18 protein-coding genes and 1 pseudogene are annotated in these 19722 nt (G+C 73.3%); 9 read left to right on the top strand and 10 right to left on the bottom strand.

What is annotated here, in order from left to right:
- From HTZ82_RS11385 to HTZ82_RS11375, 3 genes are all read left to right on the top strand, one after another.
- The coding region (locus HTZ82_RS11385; RefSeq protein WP_175409223.1) for a S1C family serine protease at positions 1-1137 on the top strand (1137 nt) is incomplete at its 5' end.
- Positions 1138-1229: 92 nt separating this feature from the next.
- Positions 1230-1712 (top strand): sec-independent translocase, encoded by a 483-nt coding sequence (locus HTZ82_RS11380; protein WP_175409222.1) that lies wholly within the window; start codon positions 1230-1232, stop codon positions 1710-1712.
- Positions 1713-1801: 89 nt separating this feature from the next.
- Entirely contained in the window at positions 1802-2479 is a 678-nt protein-coding gene (locus tag HTZ82_RS11375; protein WP_375540800.1) for a hypothetical protein, read from the top strand.
- Positions 2480-2535: 56 nt separating this feature from the next.
- On the opposite strand, the gene HTZ82_RS11370 is transcribed toward HTZ82_RS11375, so the two are convergent.
- From HTZ82_RS11370 to HTZ82_RS11360, 3 genes are read right to left on the bottom strand one after another with little or no spacing between them, the layout of a single operon-like run.
- Positions 2536-3669, bottom strand: a complete 1134-nt coding sequence (locus HTZ82_RS11370; RefSeq protein WP_175409221.1) for an Mrp/NBP35 family ATP-binding protein — start codon at positions 3667-3669, stop codon at positions 2536-2538.
- A 43-nt stretch (positions 3670-3712) separates the two neighbouring features.
- Entirely contained in the window at positions 3713-4381 is a 669-nt protein-coding gene (locus tag HTZ82_RS11365) for a DUF1003 domain-containing protein (protein ID WP_175409220.1), read from the bottom strand.
- Complete coding sequence (locus HTZ82_RS11360; RefSeq protein ID WP_175409219.1) at positions 4371-5657, bottom strand: magnesium transporter MgtE N-terminal domain-containing protein; 1287 nt, start codon at positions 5655-5657, stop codon at positions 4371-4373. Before HTZ82_RS11360 ends, HTZ82_RS11365 begins: the two co-directional genes overlap by 11 nt.
- A 196-nt stretch (positions 5658-5853) precedes the next feature.
- Here HTZ82_RS11360 and HTZ82_RS11355 point away from each other — a divergent pair, with 196 nt between their 5' ends.
- Positions 5854-6681: a hypothetical protein gene (locus HTZ82_RS11355; protein ID WP_175409218.1), complete on the top strand. Its 828-nt coding sequence runs from the start codon at positions 5854-5856 to the stop codon at positions 6679-6681.
- A gap of 34 nt (positions 6682-6715) precedes the next feature.
- Here the strand turns inward: HTZ82_RS11355 and HTZ82_RS11350 are convergent, their stop codons facing one another.
- Together HTZ82_RS11350 and HTZ82_RS11345 are read right to left on the bottom strand one after the other, a co-directional pair.
- Positions 6716-7231, bottom strand: a complete 516-nt coding sequence (locus HTZ82_RS11350; protein ID WP_175409217.1) for a hypothetical protein — start codon at positions 7229-7231, stop codon at positions 6716-6718.
- A 51-nt stretch (positions 7232-7282) separates the two neighbouring features.
- The gene (locus HTZ82_RS11345) at positions 7283-8413 is read right to left on the bottom strand and encodes a magnesium and cobalt transport protein CorA (protein ID WP_175409216.1); all 1131 of its coding nucleotides are present in this window, start codon (positions 8411-8413) and stop codon (positions 7283-7285) included.
- A 541-nt stretch (positions 8414-8954) separates the two neighbouring features.
- On the opposite strand from HTZ82_RS11345, the gene HTZ82_RS11340 reads away from it, so the two are divergent.
- From HTZ82_RS11340 to HTZ82_RS11325, 4 genes are all read left to right on the top strand, one after another.
- Positions 8955-9575 (top strand): suppressor of fused domain protein, encoded by a 621-nt coding sequence (locus HTZ82_RS11340; protein ID WP_175409215.1) that lies wholly within the window; start codon positions 8955-8957, stop codon positions 9573-9575.
- An 82-nt stretch (positions 9576-9657) separates the two neighbouring features.
- The gene (locus tag HTZ82_RS11335) at positions 9658-10296 is read left to right on the top strand and encodes a DUF6758 family protein (protein WP_175409214.1); all 639 of its coding nucleotides are present in this window, start codon (positions 9658-9660) and stop codon (positions 10294-10296) included.
- A 199-nt stretch (positions 10297-10495) separates the two neighbouring features.
- Positions 10496-11356 carry a PHP domain-containing protein gene (locus HTZ82_RS11330; protein WP_175409213.1) on the top strand — a complete coding sequence of 287 codons (861 nt, stop codon included), beginning with the start codon at positions 10496-10498 and terminating at the stop codon, positions 11354-11356.
- A 125-nt stretch (positions 11357-11481) separates the two neighbouring features.
- On the top strand, positions 11482-12087 hold the full coding sequence (locus HTZ82_RS11325) for a MarC family protein (RefSeq protein ID WP_175409212.1): 606 nt from the start codon (positions 11482-11484) through the stop codon (positions 12085-12087).
- Positions 12088-12095: 8 nt separating this feature from the next.
- Here HTZ82_RS11325 and HTZ82_RS11320 read toward each other — a convergent pair whose 3' ends face one another.
- From HTZ82_RS11320 to HTZ82_RS11305, 4 genes are all read right to left on the bottom strand, one after another.
- Complete coding sequence (locus HTZ82_RS11320) at positions 12096-12248, bottom strand: hypothetical protein (RefSeq protein WP_175409211.1); 153 nt, start codon at positions 12246-12248, stop codon at positions 12096-12098.
- Positions 12249-12459: 211 nt separating this feature from the next.
- Positions 12460-13332, bottom strand: coding sequence for an alpha/beta fold hydrolase (locus HTZ82_RS11315; RefSeq protein ID WP_175409210.1), 873 nt, complete (start codon positions 13330-13332; stop codon positions 12460-12462).
- A 265-nt stretch (positions 13333-13597) separates the two neighbouring features.
- Positions 13598-14824 (bottom strand): MFS transporter, encoded by a 1227-nt coding sequence (locus HTZ82_RS11310; RefSeq protein WP_175409209.1) that lies wholly within the window; start codon positions 14822-14824, stop codon positions 13598-13600.
- 139 nt (positions 14825-14963) lie between these two features.
- Entirely contained in the window at positions 14964-15527 is a 564-nt protein-coding gene (locus HTZ82_RS11305) for an SDR family oxidoreductase (protein WP_175409208.1), read from the bottom strand.
- A 186-nt stretch (positions 15528-15713) separates the two neighbouring features.
- On the opposite strand from HTZ82_RS11305, the gene HTZ82_RS11300 reads away from it, so the two are divergent.
- The gene (locus HTZ82_RS11300) at positions 15714-19133 is read left to right on the top strand and encodes a BTAD domain-containing putative transcriptional regulator (protein WP_175409207.1); all 3420 of its coding nucleotides are present in this window, start codon (positions 15714-15716) and stop codon (positions 19131-19133) included.
- Positions 19134-19324: 191 nt separating this feature from the next.
- Here the strand turns inward: HTZ82_RS11300 and HTZ82_RS11295 are convergent.
- Positions 19325-19722: pseudogene (locus tag HTZ82_RS11295) on the bottom strand (DEAD/DEAH box helicase); the annotation flags it as partial.

The following is a 19722-nucleotide window of genomic DNA, read 5'->3' as shown; positions in this document are numbered from 1 at the left end:
GGGGACGGTGGCGGGCCGCCCGCCAAGCGGTCGCGCCGCGGGCTCGCCCTCGCAGGGGCGCTCGCGTTCGCGCTGGTCACCGGCGTCCTGGGCGGCGCCGTCGGCGCGTACGTCGAACGCAACGGCGGCCTGACCACCGTCGAGCTGCCGCAGCCCGCCGCCGAGGACGCCGGCCGCGCACCCGACAGCGTCGCGGGCATTGCCGCCCGCGCCCTGCCCAGCGTCGTCACGCTCCACGTCAGCGGCGGCGGCGAACAGGGCACCGGCACCGGCTTCGTCCTCGACAAGCGCGGCCACATCCTCACCAACCACCACGTCGTCGACTCCGCCGGCACCACCGGCGACATCACCGTCACCTTCAGCGGCGGCGAGACCGCGAGGGCCACCCTCGTCGGCAAGGACAGCGGCTACGACCTGGCCGTCGTCCGCGTCACCGGCGTGTCCAACCTCGCCCCACTCCCGCTCGGCAACTCCGACAGCGTCCGCGTCGGTGACCCCGTCGTCGCCATCGGCGCGCCCTTCGACCTCCAGAACACCGTCACGTCCGGCATCATCAGCGCCAAGGGCCGGCCCATCACGGCGGGCGGCGAGAAGGGCGACGGCAGCGACATCAGCTACGTCGACGCCCTCCAGACCGACGCCCCCATAAACCCCGGCAACTCGGGCGGCCCGCTGCTCGACGCGCAGGCCCGGGTCATCGGCATCAACAGCGCCATCCGCGCCGCGGGCAACGGCTCGGGCATCGACGGCGGCCAGGCCGGCTCCATCGGCCTCGGCTTCGCCATCCCCGTCAACCAGGGCAAGCGCGTCGCCGAAGAGCTGATCAACACCGGCAAGGCGACGCACCCCGTCATCGGCGTCAGCCTCGACATGAAGTACACCGGTGACGGCGCCCGCGTCGCGGCCAAGGCCCAGGACGGCGGCCCCTCCGTCACCCCCGGCGGCCCCGCCGCCCGGGCCGGCGTCCGCCCCGGCGACGTCATCACCAAGGTCGACGGCGAACGCGTGCACAGCGGCGAGGAGCTGATCATCAAGATCCGCGCCCACCGCCCCGGCGACGAACTCCGCCTCACCCTGGAACGCGGCGGCACGGAGCAGGCCAAGACCCTGACACTCGGCTCCTCGGCCGACGGCTGAACGGCTGATGAAGTGCTGAACGACGGTGCCGTCACCGCTCGGTGAACGGGTACCTTGGAGCGGGACCGGATGACCGGAGGAGGAGCAACAAGGTGTTCAGTGACATAGGCGCACTCGAGCTGGTGGCGCTGGTGATCCTTGGCGTGCTCATCTTCGGCCCCGACAAGCTCCCCAAGGTCATCCAGGACGTCAGCCGCTTCATCCGCCGGGTCCGGGACTTCTCCGAGAGCGCCAAGCAGGACATCCGCAGCGAACTCGGACCGGAGTTCAAGGACTTCGAGTTCGAGGACCTCAACCCGAAGACGTTCATCCGCAAGCAGCTCACGGAGAACCAGGATCTGAAGGAGCTCAACGAGCTCCGCAGCAGCTTCGACCTCAAGAAGGAGATCAACGAGGTCGCGGACGCCGTGCGCGGCACCACCACCGCCGCGGACACCGCCGGAAGCGGCAGCGCCGGCGGCACCGCCGCCGCGCCGGCGCCCGCCTCCTCCGGCTCCTCCACGCCCGACCTCCTCAAGAAGCGCGATACGCCCGAATTGAGCGAACGGCCCCCGTTCGACGCGGACGCCACCTGAGTCACCCCGGTACCGGCATTCCGGAAGAGGCCCTCCCGGGTGGATATCCTCTCCCTCTGTCCGAACGGATCGAGGAGGCGGCCGGGCAGATGGAGACCACGAGTCGGGTGGGGGCGCGGACACAGGCGCAGCCGACGCCCAGCACCACACCCACGTCCGAGGGGGTGCCCGCCGCCCGTCGCACCATGGACGGATATCTGCGGGCCTCCTTCCCCTGGTACGGGCTGGACGAGGCGTTCACCGGGCCGCGCTGGCTGATGCAGGTCGGCACGGCGGCGGACGGCACCGTCCAGCACGGTTCGACCGGCCACGGCGAAGAGCCGACGATACGGCCCGAGGGCGCGGGCCCCGACCGGACCCGCTTCGCGGTCGTCGTCACCGTCGCCGCCAACCCCGTACGCCGTACGGGGGACGGCACGGGCGTCCTGGACGCCACCACCGTGTCCTCCGCGGCCTGGCTGGCCGGCTCGGGCCTCCTGGCGTACACCTGGCCCGCCCAGCTCGACCACGCGCTGCGTGACGACTGGCTGGACCAGCAGACGGAGACCGCGTTCGAGCTGGCCGACGACCTGGAGGGCACCGCCTGGACGACGCTCTCGCTGCCCGTGGACGGCGTGCCGCGCCCGTTCCACTACCGCGAGTCCGAGTTCGGCTGGGTGCTCGCCGGTGCGACACCCGGAGGGGTCCATCTGGGCGCGTACGGGCGGGGGATGAGCGCGTACGGCCTGGGCTTCTCGGTGGTGACCGACCTGGACGCCTACGCGTAGCCGTAGCAAACGCCGGAGGGGCTCGACGTGAGCCCCTCCTGCGTGTGAGGGCCGGCTCAGAACTTGTTGCGCGGGGTGATCCCCAGCGACATGCCCGACAGGCCCCGCTGGCGTCCCCCCAGCTTGCCCGCGATGGACCGCAGCGCGGCCCCCGCCGGGGACTCCGGGTCGGTCAGGACGACCGGCCTGCCGTCGTCGCCGCCCTCCCGCAGCCGTACGTCGATCGGGATGGAGCCCAGCACCGGCACCGTCGCCCCGGTCGTCCGCGTCAGCCCGTCCGCGACCCTCTGGCCGCCGCCCGAGCCGAACACGTCGACCATCTCGTCGCAGTGCGGGCACGGCAGGCCCGACATGTTCTCGACGACACCCACGATCTTCTGGTGCGTCTGCACGGCGATCGAACCGGCCCGCTCCGCGACCTCAGCCGCCGCCTGCTGCGGTGTCGTGACGACCAGGATCTCCGCGTTCGGCACGAGCTGCGCCACCGAGATCGCGATGTCGCCCGTGCCCGGCGGCAGGTCCATGAGGAGCACGTCCAGGTCGCCCCAGTACACGTCCGCGAGGAACTGCTGGAGCGCGCGGTGCAGCATCGGGCCGCGCCACACCACGGGCGTGTTGCCCGGCGTGAACATGCCGATCGAGATGACCTTCACGCCGTTCGCGGACGGCGGCATGATCATGTTCTCGACCTGGGTCGGCTGGCCGTCCGCACCGAGCATGCGCGGCACGCTGTGACCGTAGATGTCGGCGTCCACGACACCGACCTTCAGCCCGTCGGCCGCCATCGCCGCCGCCAGGTTGACCGTCACGGACGACTTGCCGACGCCGCCCTTGCCGGACGCCACCGCGTACACACGGGTCAGCGAGCCGGGCTTCGCGAACGGCACCTCGCGCTCGGCGGTCGTGCCGCGCAGCGCGGCCGCCAGCTCCTTGCGCTGCTCGTCGCTCATCACGTCCAGCGTCACATCGACGCGGGTGACACCCTCGACGCGGGAGACCGCCTCGCTCACGTTCTTCGTGATCGTCTCGCGCATCGGGCAGCCGGAGACCGTCAGATAGACGGTGACGGCCACCGCCCCGTCCGCGCCGATCTCGACAGACTTGACCATGCCGAGTTCAGTGATCGGTCGATGGATCTCGGGATCGTTCACCGTCGCCAGTGCGTCGCGCACCGCGTCTTCCGTCGTCATACGGACGATGGTACGGCGCTCCCCGTGCCCCCCGGAAAGCCCGTCAGCGGTCGCCTTCGTCACTCCGTGCCGAGCCCGCTTGCGGGAATACGGCGCCGCGCTCCTCCAGCGCCCGTACGAGGTCCTCCAGCTCGGAGCGCATCCAGTCACGCGTGGCGACCTCGCCGAGGCCCATGCGCAGCGCGGCGATCTCCCGGGTCAGGTACTCGGTGTCCGAGATCGACCGCTCGTTCTGCGCCCGGTCCTGCTCCAGGTTGACCCGGTCACGGTCGTCCTGCCGGTTCTGCGCGAGAAGGATCAGCGGGGCCGCGTACGAGGCCTGGAGCGACAGCATCAGCGTCAGGAAGATGAACGGGTACGGGTCGAAGCGCAGCGCGTCCGGCGCGGTGATGTTCCAGATCAGCCACGTGATGATGAACACCGTCATCCAGACGATGAACCGCCCCGTGCCCAGGAACCTGGCGATCCGCTCCGACAGCCGCCCGAAGGCCTCCGGGTCGTACTCGGGCAGCAGCCTCGGGCGCCGTACGCGCGGCTGGTCCAGCGGCTGGTCCAGCCGCACCCGCGGGGTGCGCTCCCGCGCGACGGCCCACTCCCGGCCGGCGACGCGGTCCCGCGCGGCCGTCCACTCCCGGTCGGCGGCCCGCTCGCGGTCCCGCCGCACGACCCGGTCGAGCGGGGAGCCGCGCTCCGGGTTGCGCTCAGGCCCCATGGCCGCCCCTCTGCTCGCCCTCGGACCGCGGCTCGAACTCGGTCTCGCGCCAGTCCTCCGGCAGCAGGTGGTCGAGTACGTCGTCCACGGTCACCGCGCCCAGCAGCGACCCGCTGTCGTCCACGACCGGCGCCGCGACCAGGTTGTACGCGGCGAGATGGCTGGTCACGTCGCGCAGCGGGGTCTCCGGGGGGAGCGGCTCCAGGTCCGTGTCCACGATCGCGGACACCAGCGTGAACGGGGGGTCCCGCAGCAGCCGCTGGAAGTGCACCGTGCCCAGGAACTTGCCCGTCGGTGTCTCGTCCGGCGGCCGGCACACGTACACCTGCGCGGCCAGCGCGGGGGAGAGGTCCTGTTGCCGCACCCGGGCCAGGGCGTCCGCGACCGTCGCGTCGGGGCGGAGCACGATCGGCTCGGTCGTCATCAGCCCGCCCGCCGTGCGCTCCTCGTACGCCATGAGCCGCCGCACGTCGGCCGCGTCGTCCGGGCGCATCAGGGTCAGCAGCCGCTCCTTCTCGTCCTCCGGCAGCTCCGACAGCAGGTCGGCGGCGTCGTCCGGGTCCATGGCCTCCAGGACGTCCGCGGCACGCTCGGCCTTCAGCTTGCCCAGGATCTCCACCTGGTCGTCCTCGGGCAGCTCCTCCAGTACGTCGGCGAGCCGGTCGTCGTGGAGTGCGGCGGCGACCTCGGCGCGCCGCTTGGGGGTCAGGTGGTGCAGGGCGTTCGCCAGGTCGGCCGGGCGCATCCGCTCGTACGTGGCCAGCAGGCTCTCGGCGCCCTGCCCGTCCTCCTCCAGCGAGAAGCCGGTGACCGCCGACCAGTCGACCGTCAGCGTCTCGCCCTTGCGGCGCAGCGCCCCGCCCCCGCCCCTGCGCACGAAGACCTTGTCGATCTCCCAGTCCCTGCGGGCCGGGAGCTGCCGCATCGACACGTCCAGGACGGTCACCACGTCGCCGCCGTCGACCAGCCGGACCCGCCGGTCCAGGAGCTCGCCGAGGACGAGCCGCTCGGTGGGCCGCTGCTCGAAGCGCCGCACGTTGAGGACGCCGGTCGTGATGATCTGGCCGGACTCGACACCGGTCACGCGGGTCATCGGCAGGAAGATCCGGCGCCGCCCGATGACCTCGACGACCAGGCCGAGCACCCGGGGCGGCCGGCGCCCGACGCGCAGCATGGCCACCAGGTCGCGCACCCGCCCGACCTGGTCGCCGTTGGGATCGAAGACGGCGACCCCGGCGAGGTGCGAGACGAAGACCCGGGCGACGCCTGCCACCATGCCGAGCGCCTCCTCTGCCGCTGCCTGATGTCCTGATACACACCACTTATGCGAAGAATGTGGGGGTACAGGCTAGCTCGCCATGGTTCGGGTCGGCCAGGCAGGGAGTCCGTACGGCGCTGTGCGGATTACGCGATCCGGCCCCGGTACGCTGCGGTCTGCCATCCCCCACGGTGAGATTCGAGAGGCAGCGCAGGTGACAGCTCTCCCCCCGGCTTCGCGTGCCCGTCGTACCGCCCTCCCCGTCGCGCTCTGCGCCGGACTGGTGGCGGCACTGAGCGCCTGCGCGGCGGAGGACCCGGACGAGGGCACCAACGGAGTCGGCAAGCTCACCGCCACCCAGATCGAGTCCAAGGCCCAGGCGGCGGCCGGCGCCGCCAAGGCGGTACGGCTCTCGGGCACGCTCGTCAGCAAGGGCGTCACCTACAAGCTGAACATGCGCCTCAAGACCGCCGGGGCCACGGGGTCGGTCGCCACCAAGAACTCCACGTTCGAGCTGCTGCGCATCGGTGACGCGCTCTACATGAAGGCGGGCGCGGCCTTCTGGCGGCACGCGGAGAGCTCGGGCGACGGCGAGGGCTCCGGATCTTCGGGCAGCTCCGCCGAGCCCAGCGGGTCGAGCGGGTCCGGCGAGCCCAGCAAGGAGGACATCCAGGCGGCCGAGAAGCTCGACGGCAAGTACGTGAAGGTGCCGCAGGACGACCCCTCGTACAAGCAGCTGCGCGGCTTCACCGAGATGAACGTGCTGCTCCGCGGGCTGCTCACGCTGCACGGCGAGGTCGCCAAGGGCGGCCGCGACGCGGTCTCCGGCACCCGCACGATCAAGGTCGCGGGCGGCGCGAACGGCGCGGGCGGCACGCTGGACGTGTCCCTGGAGGGCACCCCGTACCCGCTGCGGTTCGCGCGGGGCGGCGGCGGTGGCGTGGTCGTCCTGACCGACTGGAACAGGGACTTCCCGCTGGACGAGCCCGCCAAGGAGGACACGCTCGACTACGGCGGCAAGCTGCCCCGTACCAGCGACTGAGGTGACTGAGGCGACCGAGGCGGGGAGGCGGGGCTCAGCCCTTCCGGCGGCGCCGGAACAGCAGCCGGGGCAGCGCAGCCGGGGCCGGCCGCCGGGTCGTCGCGCCCGTCGGCAGCGGCACCGCGGCCAGCGAGCCGTCCGGCAGGTCGGTGGACGCGTCGCGCGGGGTCAGCCGCAGCACCCGGCACTCGCGCGCCCAGCGGTCGCTGATCGTCTCGGCGTCCGGCGCGTTCAGCCGCTTGCCCTTCAGCTCGTCGACCGCCGCCCGCCAGGCGTCCGAGTCCGGCGCCGGCTCGCTGACGTCGGCCGTCCACGCGACGATCCGGCCGCCCTTGTCCTTGCTGCGTACGGTCACCTCGGCGACCTCCCCGTCCACGAGACCGCCCGGCAGCGGCTGCTCACCGGGCCCGTCACCGACGACATACGCGGCACCGTCCAGCCACACGTGCCACAGCGCCTGCGCGGGACCGTCGCCGCGCACCCAGACGAGTGCGGACTTCTTGGTGGCCTCCTCGACGAGGGCGAGGCCGAGCAGCGGGTCGTCAGTCATGCCCGCAGCTTAGCCAGCGCACCACGCCGCGCCGGCAGGCGACCGCCGCGCTCACAGCCAGCCGTTGCGCTTCAGGGTGCGGTGGATGGCGAAGCAGGTGCCGATGATGGCGGTGAGCACCATCGGGTAGCCGTACTTCCACTGCAGCTCCGGCATGTGCTCGAAGTTCATCCCGTACACGCCGCACACCGCCGTCGGCACGGCGATGATCGCCGCCCAGGAGGTGATCTTGCGCATGTCCTCGTTCTGCGCGACCGTCGCCTGCGCCAGATTGGCCTGGAGGATCGAGTTGAGGAGCTCGTCGAAGCCGACGACCTGCTCCTGCACCCGGGCCAGGTGGTCGGCCACGTCCCGGAAGTACTTCTGGATGTCCGGGTCGACCAGCCGCATCGGCCGCTCGCTCAGCAGTTGCATCGGCCGCATCAGCGGGGACACGGCCCGCTTGAACTCCAGCACCTCACGCTTGAGCTGGTAGATCCGGCCGGTGTCGGCGCCGCGTGTGCTGCCCTTCGCGGGCGGCGAGAAGACATCGATCTCGATCTGGTCGATGTCGATCTCGACGGCGTCCGCGACCGCGATGTACCCGTCCACGACATGGTCCGCGATGGCGTGCAGGACGGCGGACGGCCCCTTGGCGAGCAGCTCCGGGTCGGCCTCCAGGCGGTGCCGGAGGTTGCGCAACGAGCCCTGGCCGCCGTGCCGGACGGTGATCACGAAGTCCCGGCCGGTGAAGCACATCACCTCACCGGTCTCCACGACCTCACTGGTCGCGGTGAGTTCGGCGTGCTCCACGTAGTGGATGGTCTTGAAGACCGTGAACAGCGTGTCGTCGTACCGCTCCAGCTTCGGCCGCTGGTGCGCGTGCACCGCGTCCTCGACGGCCAGCGGGTGGAGTCCGAACTCGGCGGCGATACCGGCGAATTCGGCCTCCGTCGGCTCGTGGAGTCCGATCCACGCGAAGCCGCCCCCGCCGTCGCGTACGCGCCGCATCGCCTCGCGGGGCGTGAGCGTCCCGTCCTCCTTCAGCCGCCGCCCGTCGCGGTAGACGGCGCAGTCGACGACGGCCGTGGAGGCCGACGGGTCGCGGGTGGCGTCGTACGCGGTGTACGTCGGGTAGCCGGAGGCGGTGCGCTTGCGCAGTGACGGCCGGACGGCGGCACGCAGGTCACGGATCATCGACATGGCGGACTCCTTCACGCAGGAAGCCGTCTGCGAGGAGTGGAACAGCCCGGAATGGGGACGTCGCTGGTGCGTGGAGCGCGTACGTCCGCAAAGCGGGCGGCACCGGGTCGCGGTGACGGTGTTCGCGGTTCGCTACAGATGGGCCTACAGATGAGCCTGCGAAGAGGCCCACGGGGAGGCGGGGACGACGTGCTCTTCCGTCAAGCGCGGGTGCCATGGGGGCCGAGCATCGATGCCGTGCCTCGAACGCCCGTACGGAACGGTGGTACGGGCGGGAGTCAGCGTGCGCGCGATGTGCGCGGCCGGCGCGGCCTGTGCGGCGCGGAAGAGCGGCTGGTACTGCACGGTCGACTTCGATCCACCGCAGCCCCACCTCCTCCGGCCGGTCCCCCGTGGGGGATGACGTGTCGTCGGAACCGGAAAGCACTCTCCTGGAGGGTGTACCCCCGGGCATGCCGTCCCGACCGGCGGCCCACACTATCAGCCGACCAAGGGTCAATCCCTTACTTTGCCCGTTCGATACGCACTCTATGCTCGCCGCATGGCAGAAGTTCTCGCGCTCGTCGAGGCGCGGCTCAGGGCGGCGCTCGGTGAACCGGACGCCAGGGCCTCGGTGACGTTCCTCGGCACGGACCGCATCGAGGTACTGCGCTTCACGGACACCGAGAACGGCGAGGGCCACCCGGTGGTCCGGTACGCCACGCTCGGTATGTCGGCGCAGCCCATGGCCGACCCCACGTCGGTGGTCGCCGACCCGGTCAAGGGGCCGCGCGCGGAGCTGGTCCTGACCGTGCGGGCCGGAGCCGCCGACACCGACAAGGTCCTGCGCCCGCTGGCCGTGCTGGCCGCGTCGCCGCAGGTGGAGGGCGTGGTCGTGGCCCCGGGCGCGTCCCTGGACGTGGGCGAGCCGCTCTGGCCGGGCGCCCCGTTCACCTCCGTACTCGTGGCGGAGCCGGGCGGCCTGGTGCCGGACCTGGAGCTGGACGAGCCGGGCGGGCCCGGCGAGGGCATGGAGCCGGTGCGGTTCCTGCCGCTGCTGCCGATGACGCCGAACGAGGCCGCGTGGAAGCGGGTGCACGGCGCCCAGGCGCTGGAGGAGCGCTGGCTGGCGGCGGGCACGGACCTGCGCGACCCGCTGCGCGCGGGAGTCCCCCTGGAGTGAGCGGATCCGGATGTGCTGTTCGGCACACCGGACGGGTGATCGTCCTTGACGCGGGGACGGTGGGGGAGGACCGTTGAACGCTATGAGGGGCGAACCCAGTTGCCCGAAGTGCGGACGTCGGGTCCGGCCGCCCGGCCTCTTCGCCGACCGCTGGCAGTGCGATGTGCACGGTCCCGTGTTTCCGCTGCAGCCGGTGGTGCCGCCCAGCGTCGAAGCGCTCCAGGTGGTGGTGGCCCGGGCCCATGTGCCCGTCTGGATGCCGTGGCCGCTGCCCGTCGGCTGGCTGTTCACGGGCATCGCGTACGCCGGTGACGACCGCAGCGGCGGCCGCGCCACCGCCGTCGCGTGCTCCGGGCCGGGGCCGCTGGGGGGCGTGGGCGAGCTGCTGCTGATCGCCGAGGAACTGGGCGTCGGCCTCGGCGCCCGGTACGCCGGCCTGGACGGCCCGGACCCGGGCCCCCACCTGTGCCTCGACAAGGCACCGCACGCCAAGGTCCTGGCGGCCGGCCGCCCGACCCCGCTGTGGCACGTGGGCGGCACCCCCGAGGACCGGGCGGTCTTCGCGGGCGAGGCGCGCGGCCTGTGGCTGTGGGCCATCGCCTGGCCCGAGTACGCGGGCCTCCTCCTGTACGACGAGATCGTCATGGCGGACCTCCGTGAGGCGGGCGCCGAGGTCGACCTCGTACCGTGCGGCGCGCTGTCGCCCCGGCTGCTGTCCTGAGACGGGGCGGACGACGGGGCGTCGGCGGAGGCCGGGACGACCGCGGGCACGGGGCGGACGGCGGGCCGACCGGAGGCGCGGGCACGGGGGTGGACGGCGGGCCGACCGGAGGCGCGGGCACGGGGCGGACGGCCGGGTGTGCGGGGGCGGTTATTCTTGACTGTCCCCTGTCCGTCCCGCGAGCTCTGGAGTCCGTGTCGTGCGCATCGATCTGCACACCCACTCCACGGCGTCGGACGGTACGGACACCCCCGCCGAGCTGGTGCGGGCCGCCGCGGCCGCCGGGCTCGACGTCGTCGCGCTGACCGACCACGACACGACGCGCGGCCACGCCGAGGCGCTCGCGGCGCTGCCCGAGGGGCTCACGCTCGTCACCGGCGCCGAGCTGTCGTGCCGTACCGACGGCGTCGGCGTCCACATGCTGGCGTACCTCTTCGACCCGGACGAGCCCGAGCTGGCGCGGGAGCGCGAGCTGGTGCGCGACGACCGGGTGCCGCGCGCCCGGGCCATCGTCGGCAAGCTCCAGGAGCTGGGCGTGCCGATCACATGGGAGCGGGTCGCGGTCATCGCGGGCGACGGCTCGGTCGGCCGCCCGCATATCGCACAGGCCCTGGTCGAGCTGGGCGTCGTGCCGGACGTCTCCGGCGCCTTCACGCCCGAGTGGCTGTCCGACGGCGGCCGCGCGTACGTCGAGAAGCACGAGCTGGACCCGTTCAAGGCGATCCGCCTGATCAAGGCGGCGGGCGGCGTGGCCGTCTTCGCGCACCCCGGCGCGGCCAAGCGCGGGCTGACGGTGCCGGACTCGGTGATCGCCGACCTCGCGGCGTACGGCCTCGACGGCATCGAGACCGACCACATGGACCACGACGAGCCGACCCGCGCCCGGCTGCGCGGACTCGCCTCCGAGCTGGGGCTCCTGACCACCGGCTCCAGCGACTACCACGGCAGCCGCAAGACCTGCCGGCTCGGGGACTTCACCACCGACCCCGAGATCTACGGCGAGATCACGCGCCGCGCGACGGGCGCGTTCCCGGTGATGGGCACAGGCGGACGGCGGTAGCGGCAAGGCGGACGGAGGTCCACCCGGGCCCGCTCCGCCGCCTCTCCCTCTACGCCGCCCCTTCCGCCCCACCCTGCCCTGTTCATCCGTCGCTTCTGTACGACCCTCACCCGCAAGGCCTCACTGTGTTCGACGCTGCCCTCTTCGGCTCACTCTTTCTGACCCTTTTTGTCATCATGGATCCCCCCGGGATCACGCCGATCTTCCTCGCCCTGACCTCCGGCCGCGCCACCAAGGTGCAGCGCCGGATGGCCTGGCAGGCCGTCGCCGTCGCGTTCGGCGTGATCACCGTCTTCGGCATACTCGGCCAGCAGATCCTGGCCTATCTGCACGTCTCCGTACCCGCCCTGATGATCGCGGGCGGACTGCTCCTGCTGCTCATCGCGCTCGATCTGCTCACCGGCAAGACCGACGAGCCGAAGCAGACCAAGGACGTCAACGTGGCGCTGGTGCCCCTGGGCATGCCGCTGCTCGCCGGTCCCGGCGCGATCGTGTCGGTCATCCTCGCCGTGCAGCACGCGGAGGGGTTCGGCGGGCAGGTCTCGGTGTGGGCGGCCATCGTCGCGATGCACGTGGTGCTGTGGCTGACCATGCGCTACTCGCTGGTGATCATCCGGGTGATCAAGGACGGCGGTGTGGTGCTGGTGACCCGGCTCGCGGGGATGATGCTGTCGGCGATCGCCGTGCAGCAGATCATCAACGGCGTGACGCAGACGATCCAGGGCGCCTGACCGGCCCGTTACGAGACGGGGGCCTCGGCCGGGCGGATGTAGATGCGCTGGCCGATCGAGGCGGCCTGCTGCACGATCCGGTTGACGGAGGCGGCGTCCACGACGGTGCTGTCCACGGCGGTGCCGTCGACGTCGTCCAGTCGCATGATCTCGAAGCGCATGGGCTTCTCCCTTCGTCGATGTGCGTTTGTGTTCGCGTCTCTGTACGGGTGCAACGAACTGCACCCCTTAAACATTCCCTACGCTAACGAAATTTTTCGAGTGACTAACTAATGAGGGGTAAAGGGAGGCGAGTGCCCCCTCAACCCATGCCATCGTCGTCGACGCCTGTTACGTCCGCGCTTCGCCCGGGTTGCCGGCGGCGGGGACCCGCTACTGAGGCCTGACCGGGTGCCGGTCCCAGAAGGCGGCGACGGCGGCGGCCGTCTCGCCGGGCCGGTCGGTGTTGGGCGAATGCTCGGCGCCCGCGATACGGCTGCGGTGCGCCCCGAGCCGCTCGGCCATGGCGTCCAGCAGCGGGACGGGCCAGGTGTCGTCGCGCTCGCCCGAGATGACGTGCACCGGCAGCGGAGGGCGCAGCGCGGCCAGTTCCGCGACCCGGTCGGGCTCCGTGACGAGCTGACGGCCCGTCGCCAGGAGCTGCGCCGGGTCGTGGCGCAGCCACCGCCGCCGCAGGTCCTCGCGGTCGCCGCGCGCGCCCGGGTCGTCGGCGTCCTCCGGCGGGTCGAGGGCGCGCATGGCCTGCCAGACCTGCTCCATGTCCATGACGCCGAGGGCGTCGCTGAGCAGCTTGACCTTCTCCCGCTGTGCGGGGGCGACTTCGGCGGGCCCGGAGGACAGAAGCGTGAGCGACGCGAAAGGGGAGCGGTCGGTGAGGACGGCGGCCCGCGCGATCTGCCCCCCGAGGGAGTGCCCCAGCAGATGCACGGACTCCCCGACGGCCCGCGCCTGCGCGAGCACGTCCAGCGCCAACTCGTACTGGGCGTAAGCGCTTTGGTCCCCGGGGCCGGGTGTCTCGTACTGCCCGCGCCCGTCCACGGCGACGACCCGGTAGCCGGCGTCGGTGAGGGGCTCCAGCATCGCGATGAAGTCCTCCTTGCTGCCGGTGTACCCGGGCAACAGGAGCGCGGTGCCCCGGACTCCTCCGGACGGCACCGCGTCCAGCACGGCGAACTCCCCGCGAGCGGTGCGAAGACCGCGGGCCCGGGCACACGGGGGCGGAACAAACGTAGGCGGCCGACTCATACCCCGAGGCTAGCGATCCCACGACCCCACGACCCCACCGGCCCGGCGACGCCGGCACGACGCGCCGCCCCGGCGTCGCAGGCCTGAGCCGGCGTCGGCCGGTCCGGGGTCCGCGCGTGCCGGCCGCGTCCGCTCAGGCCGGCGGGGTGGGCGAGACGAACCGGACCGTGGTCGCGAAGGCCACGCCGTGGCTCGGGTGCGGTCGGCAGCCGGCCATGCCGCCCCGCGGCGGGCGGATCGCCGGCGGGGCGGGGTCGTACGACGCCTAGGCGCCGGGCCGCTTGGCGGGGAAGCCGTGGTCGCGGGCCAGGAGGACCACCGCGAGGACCGGCGCCATGAGCAGCAGCACCGCCCAGGGGAAGGACTCCGTACCGATCACGTCGAGCAGTACGCCGCCGACGACACCGCCACCCGCCATGGCGACGTTCCACAGCGTCACAAGCATCGCCTGCGCCGCGTCCGCCGCCTCACCGCCCGCGTCACCGGCGGCCGTCTGCAGCAGCGTCGGTACGCCGCCCCAGCCGAGACCCCACAGCACCGCGGCCACGTACACCAGCGCCGTGTTGTCGGCGACGACCGCGAGCAGTGCCGCCGCCGCGGCGACCAGCAGTGTGCTGGCGATCGTCAGCGTGCGCAGCCGCCGGTGGATCTGGGCGCCCACGATCCAGATGCTCAGGAGCGAGGCGCCACCGAAGATGAGCAGCACAAGGTCGGTGTCGTCGACCATCCCCAGGTCGTTGAGGAACGTCGCGATGTACGCGTACAGGATCGTGTGGGCCAGGACGAAGACGAGCACGACGAACAACACCGGCGACACCCCGGGTACACGCAGCGCACGCAGCATCTTCGGCCGCTCCCCCCGCTCTTGCCCGGGGTGGTCCGGCACGCCCACGAAGATCCACAGGAGCAGCACCACCGTCAGTGCCGTCATCGACAGGAACGCCGCCCGCCAGCCGAGCACCGTGCCCAGGAACGTCCCGGCGGGTACGCCGAGGGAGAGCGCCACCGGGATACCCGCCATGGCGATGGCGATGGCCTTGCCCTGCAGCGGGACGGGGGCCATGCGGCGCGCGTACCCGACGAGCAGGGCCCAGGCGAGACCGGCCGCGACTCCCGCTACGAACCGCGCCACCATCGTGAGGCTGTAGTCGGACGACAGGGCCGTGACGGTGTTGGCGACGGCGAAGCCCCCCATGGCCGTCAGCAGCAGTCGCTTGCGTGACCACGTGGCGGTCGCCGCGGTGAGCGGGATAGCGGTCAGGACGGTACCGATCGCATAGACGGTGACCGTCTGGCCGGCCGCGGACTCGCTCACGCCGAGGCCGCCGCTCATCGCGGGCAGCAGACCGGCGGGAAGAGTCTCGGTGAGGCTGGTGACGAAGACGGCGGTGGAGAGGGCCAGCAGGGCGAACAGGGGGAGCTTCTGCTGCTCCTGGCGCCCGCCGCGCCCATCGGGCGCGGCGCGGGTGGCCGTTTCGGGTGAGGTACTCATCGTGAGCTCCGGATCTTCAGGGAGACGGGGATGCTTCCGCTCGCACAGGGTGTGTGGCCGGCGTCCTGCACGGTGTGGCCGGCGAGTGCGGCGGCCGGCGGCTGGTGGGCCGGGCGGTCTTCGGCCGGGGCCGCCCCGGTCACGGCCGGCCGAGGCCGCCGTCGACGGGGAGGCGGGCGCCCGTCGTGAACGTCGCGTCCATCGCCAGGAACAGTGCGGCCCGGGCCACCTCCTCGGCGGAGCCGAGCCGGCCGAGCGGCGGCAGTCGCGCCGCGTCGCGCGACGGCGACGCGATACAGCCCGGGGCGACGGCGTTGACACGGACACCGCGCGAGACCAACTCGATGGCGAGCGCTTGCACGGCCGCAGGCGACGGGGCGGGTGAGGTGAGCACGACCGCGCCGCCGTCCCTGAGCCCGGGCAGCAGGAGACGCGCCGTCGCTACGGTGTCGGCGAACAGGAAGTCGAAGGTGTCGGGACCTTCGCCGCCCTCATCGCCACCGGACACGAGCCCGGCGTCGGTGATCGGGGCGATCACCCGCGCCGCGGAGCCCAGTTCGGCGCTGGCGCGGGCACGTTCCTCCGGGCCGGGGGCGGTCAGCAGGACCTCCGCACCACCCTCCACTAGGCGCTTGGCGACGGCCAGACCGATCTCTGTGGCCTCGCCCACGACCACGGCCCTTCGACCCGCGTACCTGGTCATGCCTGCCGCTCCTTCCTGGCGTCTTTCGCTGCCGGGCGCGCGGGCCCGGCGTGTACGACTGTGCGGGGTGCGGCTTCGGTGGGACTTCGGGTCCGCTGACGGCCCGCTGACGGCCCGTGGACGGCCGCGTACGCGCGGTGCCGGGCGGGACCAGGGCAGGACACCCGGACATGTACGGTTGCCGGCATGCGGTTCGGTGTGCTGGGGCCACTGTCGGTGTGGGGCGACGGGGGAGAGACGGTCAAGGTCCCCGAGGCCAAGGTCCGGGCCCTGCTCGCGGCCCTGCTCGCGTACGACGGGGAGCCGGTCTCAGCGGACCGTCTCATCCACGACCTGTGGGGCGACGAGCCTCCGGGCAAGCCGGCGGGGGCGCTCCAGGCCAAGGTCTCCCAGCTGCGCCGGGTACTGGGCCGGGACCGCGTCGTGCGGCAGGGCCCGGGCTACCGGCTGCGGATCGACCGCGAGACCGACGAGGTCGACGCCCATCGCTTCCGTGCCCTCGTCGCCGAGGCCAGACCCGTACGGGACCCTGTGGCCCGGGCGGCACTGCTCACCGAGGCCCTCGACCTGTGGCGGGGGCCCGCCTACGCGGACTTCGCCGACGACGCGTTCGTACGGGGACCCGCGCACCGCCTCGCGGAGCAGCGGCTGTCCGTCATGGAGGAACAGGCCGAGGCTCGCCTGGCCGCCGGGGACCATGTCCTGCTCGCCGGGGAGCTGGCGGACCTGGTGACCCGGCACCCGCTGAGGGAGCGGCTGCGTGCCGTACAGATGCGGGCGCTCTATCTGACGGGCCGTCAGAGCGAGGCTCTCGCGTCGTACGAGGACCTGCGCATCCGCCTCGCCGAGGAACTGGGCGTCGACCCCGGGCCCGAGATCGGTGCGCTCCACCGGGCGGTGCTCCGCCAAGACCCGGAACTGGCCCACTCCTCGGGCGCCCCGGCGATGTTCACTCCCGTACCGGCCGCCGCGACCACGGTGTCCCGGCCCGCAGCGGACGATCGGGCCGCCGGTCCTGCCCGTCCGTCGGCCGTGCAGGGCACGAGCGCCACGCCGTCACTGAACCCGGTGGCGGCCTGCCCCCACTCCAACCTGCCGGTTCCGCTCACCCCCCTCATCGGCCGCGACGAGGCCCTCACGCAGCTCTCAGGGCTCCTGGGCAGCGCGCGTCTGGTGACGCTCACCGGGCCCGGCGGCGTCGGCAAGACCCGCCTCGCCGTGGCGGCGGCCACCGCCCTGGCGACCACGGCCCGGGCGGCCACGGCTGAAGCGTTCAACGCCGGATCGGCGGGCGCGGCGCCCTTCAGCGCAGCGGGAGTTCCCGGCGACGTCTGGCTGGTGGAGTTTTCCGGCCTCCGCTCCGGAACCCTCGCCGATCTGGCCCAGGTCGTCGCCGCCACGCTCGGGATCCGGGACGACGCGCCCTCCGCGCTGCCGGGCGCGGGTACCGGCGCCGCGGGCCCGTCCCCCGCGCACCGGCTCGCCGCCGCCCTGCGTGACCGCCGTATCCTCCTCGTCCTCGACAACTGCGAGCACGTCGTCGACGCGGCCGCCCAACTGGCCGGGCTGCTGCTGCGCACCGCCCCCGCCCTACGGGTGCTGGCCACCAGCCAGGAGCCGCTCGGAGTGGCGGGCGAGGCCGTGTTCCTGGTCGAGCCGCTCGGCACCGCCGACGCGGTACGGCTGTTCACCGAGCGCGCCGCCGCCTCCGCGCCCGGATTCACCCGCGACCTGTGCGGCCCCGCACCGGCCGATCGCGAAGCCGTCGCCGAGATCTGCCGCCGCCTCGACGGCATTCCGCTCGCACTCGAACTCGCCGCCACCCGTGTACGCGCCCTCGGCGTACGGGAGCTGGCGGCCCGCCTGGGCGACCGCTTCCGGGTCCTGACCTCCCGGCAGCGCGGGGCACCCGCGCGGCAGCAGACCCTGCGGGCCGTGATCGACTGGAGCTGGGAGCTGCTCAGCGCTCCCGAACGCATCGTCCTGCGCCGCCTCGCGGTGCACCGCGACGGCTGCGACCTGGACGCCGCCGAGGCCACCTGCGCGGGCGACGGCGTCGTCCGTGAGGACGTGCTCGACCTGGTCACGCGCCTCGTCGACCGGTCCCTCGTGGTCGTGGTGGACGGACCAGCCGGGCCCCGTTACCGGCTCCTGGAGTCCGTCGCCGCGTACGCGACGGAGCGCCTGCACGAGATGGAGGACCTCGCCGCCGTACGCGACCGCCATCTGCGCCACTACCTCGCGCTCGCCGAGCGCGCCGAACCCCGGCTGCGCGGCGCGGGCCAGCGGGAATGGCTCGCCCGCCTGGACGCCGAGGCGGGGAACCTCCGCGCCGCGCTGGACGAGGCGATCCGGTGGGCGGCCGAGGGGCGGTCCGCCGAGGCGGTGCGGCTCGCCACCGCCCTGTCCTGGTGGTGGCTGCTGCGCGGCCGCCTCACCGACGCCCGCCGGGCCCTGGCGGCCGTGCTGGCCACGGGCACGCACCCGGCGGCCGAACTGGCCCTGCTGTACGCGGCGTTCGCGCTCCTCACTGGCGACAGCACCGAGCCGGACCCCACCGCGGCCGCCGACGCCGTCCCCGACCCGGTGCGCCGGGCCCGCGCCCTGTGGCTCTGCGCGTACGGCTCTTTCAGCGCCGGCGACGCCGCGGCCGGCGACGCGCTGAACACCCAGGCCCTCGACCTGTTCAGCGGGGAGGGCGAGCAGTGGGGTGTCGCCGCGGCGCTCGGGCTGCGGGCCACGCTCGCGCTGGTCAACGGCGACCTCACCGGACTCGGCCGCGACGGCCTGCGCAGCGCCGCGCTCTTCCACGAACTGGGCGACCGCTGGGGCGAGCTGCAGACCGTGTCGCCGCTCGCGGCGCTCGCCGAGATCAAGGGCGACTACGACGAAGCGGCACGCCGCCAGCAGGATGGCCTGCGCATAGCGAGGGAGCTGGGCCTGGAGGCCGAGGTGTCGGCACGACTGTCCGGGCTCGGCCGCCTGGCGCTGCTGTCCCGCGACTGGGACAGGGCCCGCGACCTGCACGAGCAGGCACGCCGTATCGCGGCCGAACAGGGGTACAGGTACGGGGAGATCCACTCGGAGATGGGCCTCGCGCTCGGCGCCCGCCGCTCGGGCGACCTCGACAGCGCCGAAGCGCACCTGCTGCGCATCCGCGACGGCCACGCGGAGGTGTCGTCGGAGGCGGGTGACCATCTCCTCCACGCCGAACTGGGCTTCGTCGCCGAACTGCGCGGCGACGCCGACCTGTCCGCGGCCCACCACCTGCGCGGCCTGGACGTCGCCCGCTCCCTCGCGGAGCCGCGCGCGCTCGCGCTGTCCCTGGAAGGGCTGTCGGGCGCGGCGGCCCTGCGCGGCACGGGCCGGGCCGCCGGCTGCGCGGCCCTGCTGCTCGGCGCGGCGGACGCGGCCCGCCGGGGTGTCGGCGCCCCGCTGCCGCCCGCCGAGCGCGGCGACGTCGACCGTGTCACGGCCGCGGCACGGGCGCTGCTGGGCGGCCCCGCCTTCACTGAGGCGTTCGAGCACGGGGCCCGGCTCACAGCGGAGGAAGCGGTGCTGCAGGCGTGCGAGGCGCTCGACTGGCCGGCGCCCGGACCGGCCTGAGGCCACCCCGCTGTTCCGCGGCCGACTTCATCCCCCTGTCCTCCTCGGCGCACGGAATGATCGTCCGCACCACGGCGATGGTGCGCTCCGGGAGATCGGCGCGGTCGTTGAGTACCCAAGAAATGTGCTGCGCACCGAAGACAAGCGCCCCCGCCACCTCCTACGAGGTGGCGGGGGCGCTTGTCTTGAGGTCAGGCCTCGGCCGGGGCGGCCGTGGCCTTCGTCGTGCGGCGGCGGCGCGGCTTGGGCTCCGTCGCCTCCGGGGCTGCCGCGGTGTCGGCGGACGCGGCAGTCTTCCGGGTGCGGCGGCGGGGCTTGGGCTCCGCGGCGTCGGCCACGGCCGGCTCGGGCTCCGTGGCGGCGGCCTTGCGGGTGCGGCGCGGCTTCGCCTCGGTGCCCTCGGCCGTCTCCACGGACTCGGCTGCCGCCTTGCGGGTGCGGCGGCGCGGCTTGGGCTCGGCCGGCTCCTCGGCCACCGGGGTCACCGGGGCCTCGGGGGTCACCGGGGCCGCCTGGGTCACCTGGGCCACCCGGGTCTCCGGGGCCGCGGACGTCGCCTCGGCCGGGGCGCCCGCGCGGGTGCGGCGCC

It is taken from the genome of Streptomyces sp. TRM64462, from assembly GCF_013362995.1.
GTDB lineage: Bacteria > Actinomycetota > Actinomycetes > Streptomycetales > Streptomycetaceae > Streptomyces.
This window is presented reverse-complemented; position numbering and strand designations above follow the sequence as displayed.

Bases quoted from the DNA above. Each gene is read 5' to 3' on its own strand.
- HTZ82_RS11375 (WP_375540800.1), top strand. From the start codon at position 1,802: ATGGAGACCACGAGTCGGGTGGGGGCGCGGACACAGGCGCAGCCGACG.
- HTZ82_RS11370 (WP_175409221.1), bottom strand. From the start codon at position 3,669: ATGACGACGGAAGACGCGGTGCGCGACGCACTGGCGACGGTGAACGAT.
- HTZ82_RS11365 (WP_175409220.1), bottom strand. From the start codon at position 4,381: ATGGGGCCTGAGCGCAACCCGGAGCGCGGCTCCCCGCTCGACCGGGTC.
- HTZ82_RS11360 (WP_175409219.1), bottom strand. From the start codon at position 5,657: ATGGTGGCAGGCGTCGCCCGGGTCTTCGTCTCGCACCTCGCCGGGGTC.
- HTZ82_RS11350 (WP_175409217.1), bottom strand. From the start codon at position 7,231: ATGACTGACGACCCGCTGCTCGGCCTCGCCCTCGTCGAGGAGGCCACC.
- HTZ82_RS11345 (WP_175409216.1), bottom strand. From the start codon at position 8,413: ATGTCGATGATCCGTGACCTGCGTGCCGCCGTCCGGCCGTCACTGCGC.
- HTZ82_RS11340 (WP_175409215.1), top strand. From the start codon at position 8,955: ATGGCAGAAGTTCTCGCGCTCGTCGAGGCGCGGCTCAGGGCGGCGCTC.
- HTZ82_RS11335 (WP_175409214.1), top strand. From the start codon at position 9,658: ATGAGGGGCGAACCCAGTTGCCCGAAGTGCGGACGTCGGGTCCGGCCG.
- HTZ82_RS11320 (WP_175409211.1), bottom strand. From the start codon at position 12,248: ATGCGCTTCGAGATCATGCGACTGGACGACGTCGACGGCACCGCCGTG.
- HTZ82_RS11315 (WP_175409210.1), bottom strand. From the start codon at position 13,332: ATGAGTCGGCCGCCTACGTTTGTTCCGCCCCCGTGTGCCCGGGCCCGC.
- HTZ82_RS11310 (WP_175409209.1), bottom strand. From the start codon at position 14,824: ATGAGTACCTCACCCGAAACGGCCACCCGCGCCGCGCCCGATGGGCGC.
- HTZ82_RS11305 (WP_175409208.1), bottom strand. From the start codon at position 15,527: ATGACCAGGTACGCGGGTCGAAGGGCCGTGGTCGTGGGCGAGGCCACA.
- HTZ82_RS11300 (WP_175409207.1), top strand. From the start codon at position 15,714: ATGCGGTTCGGTGTGCTGGGGCCACTGTCGGTGTGGGGCGACGGGGGA.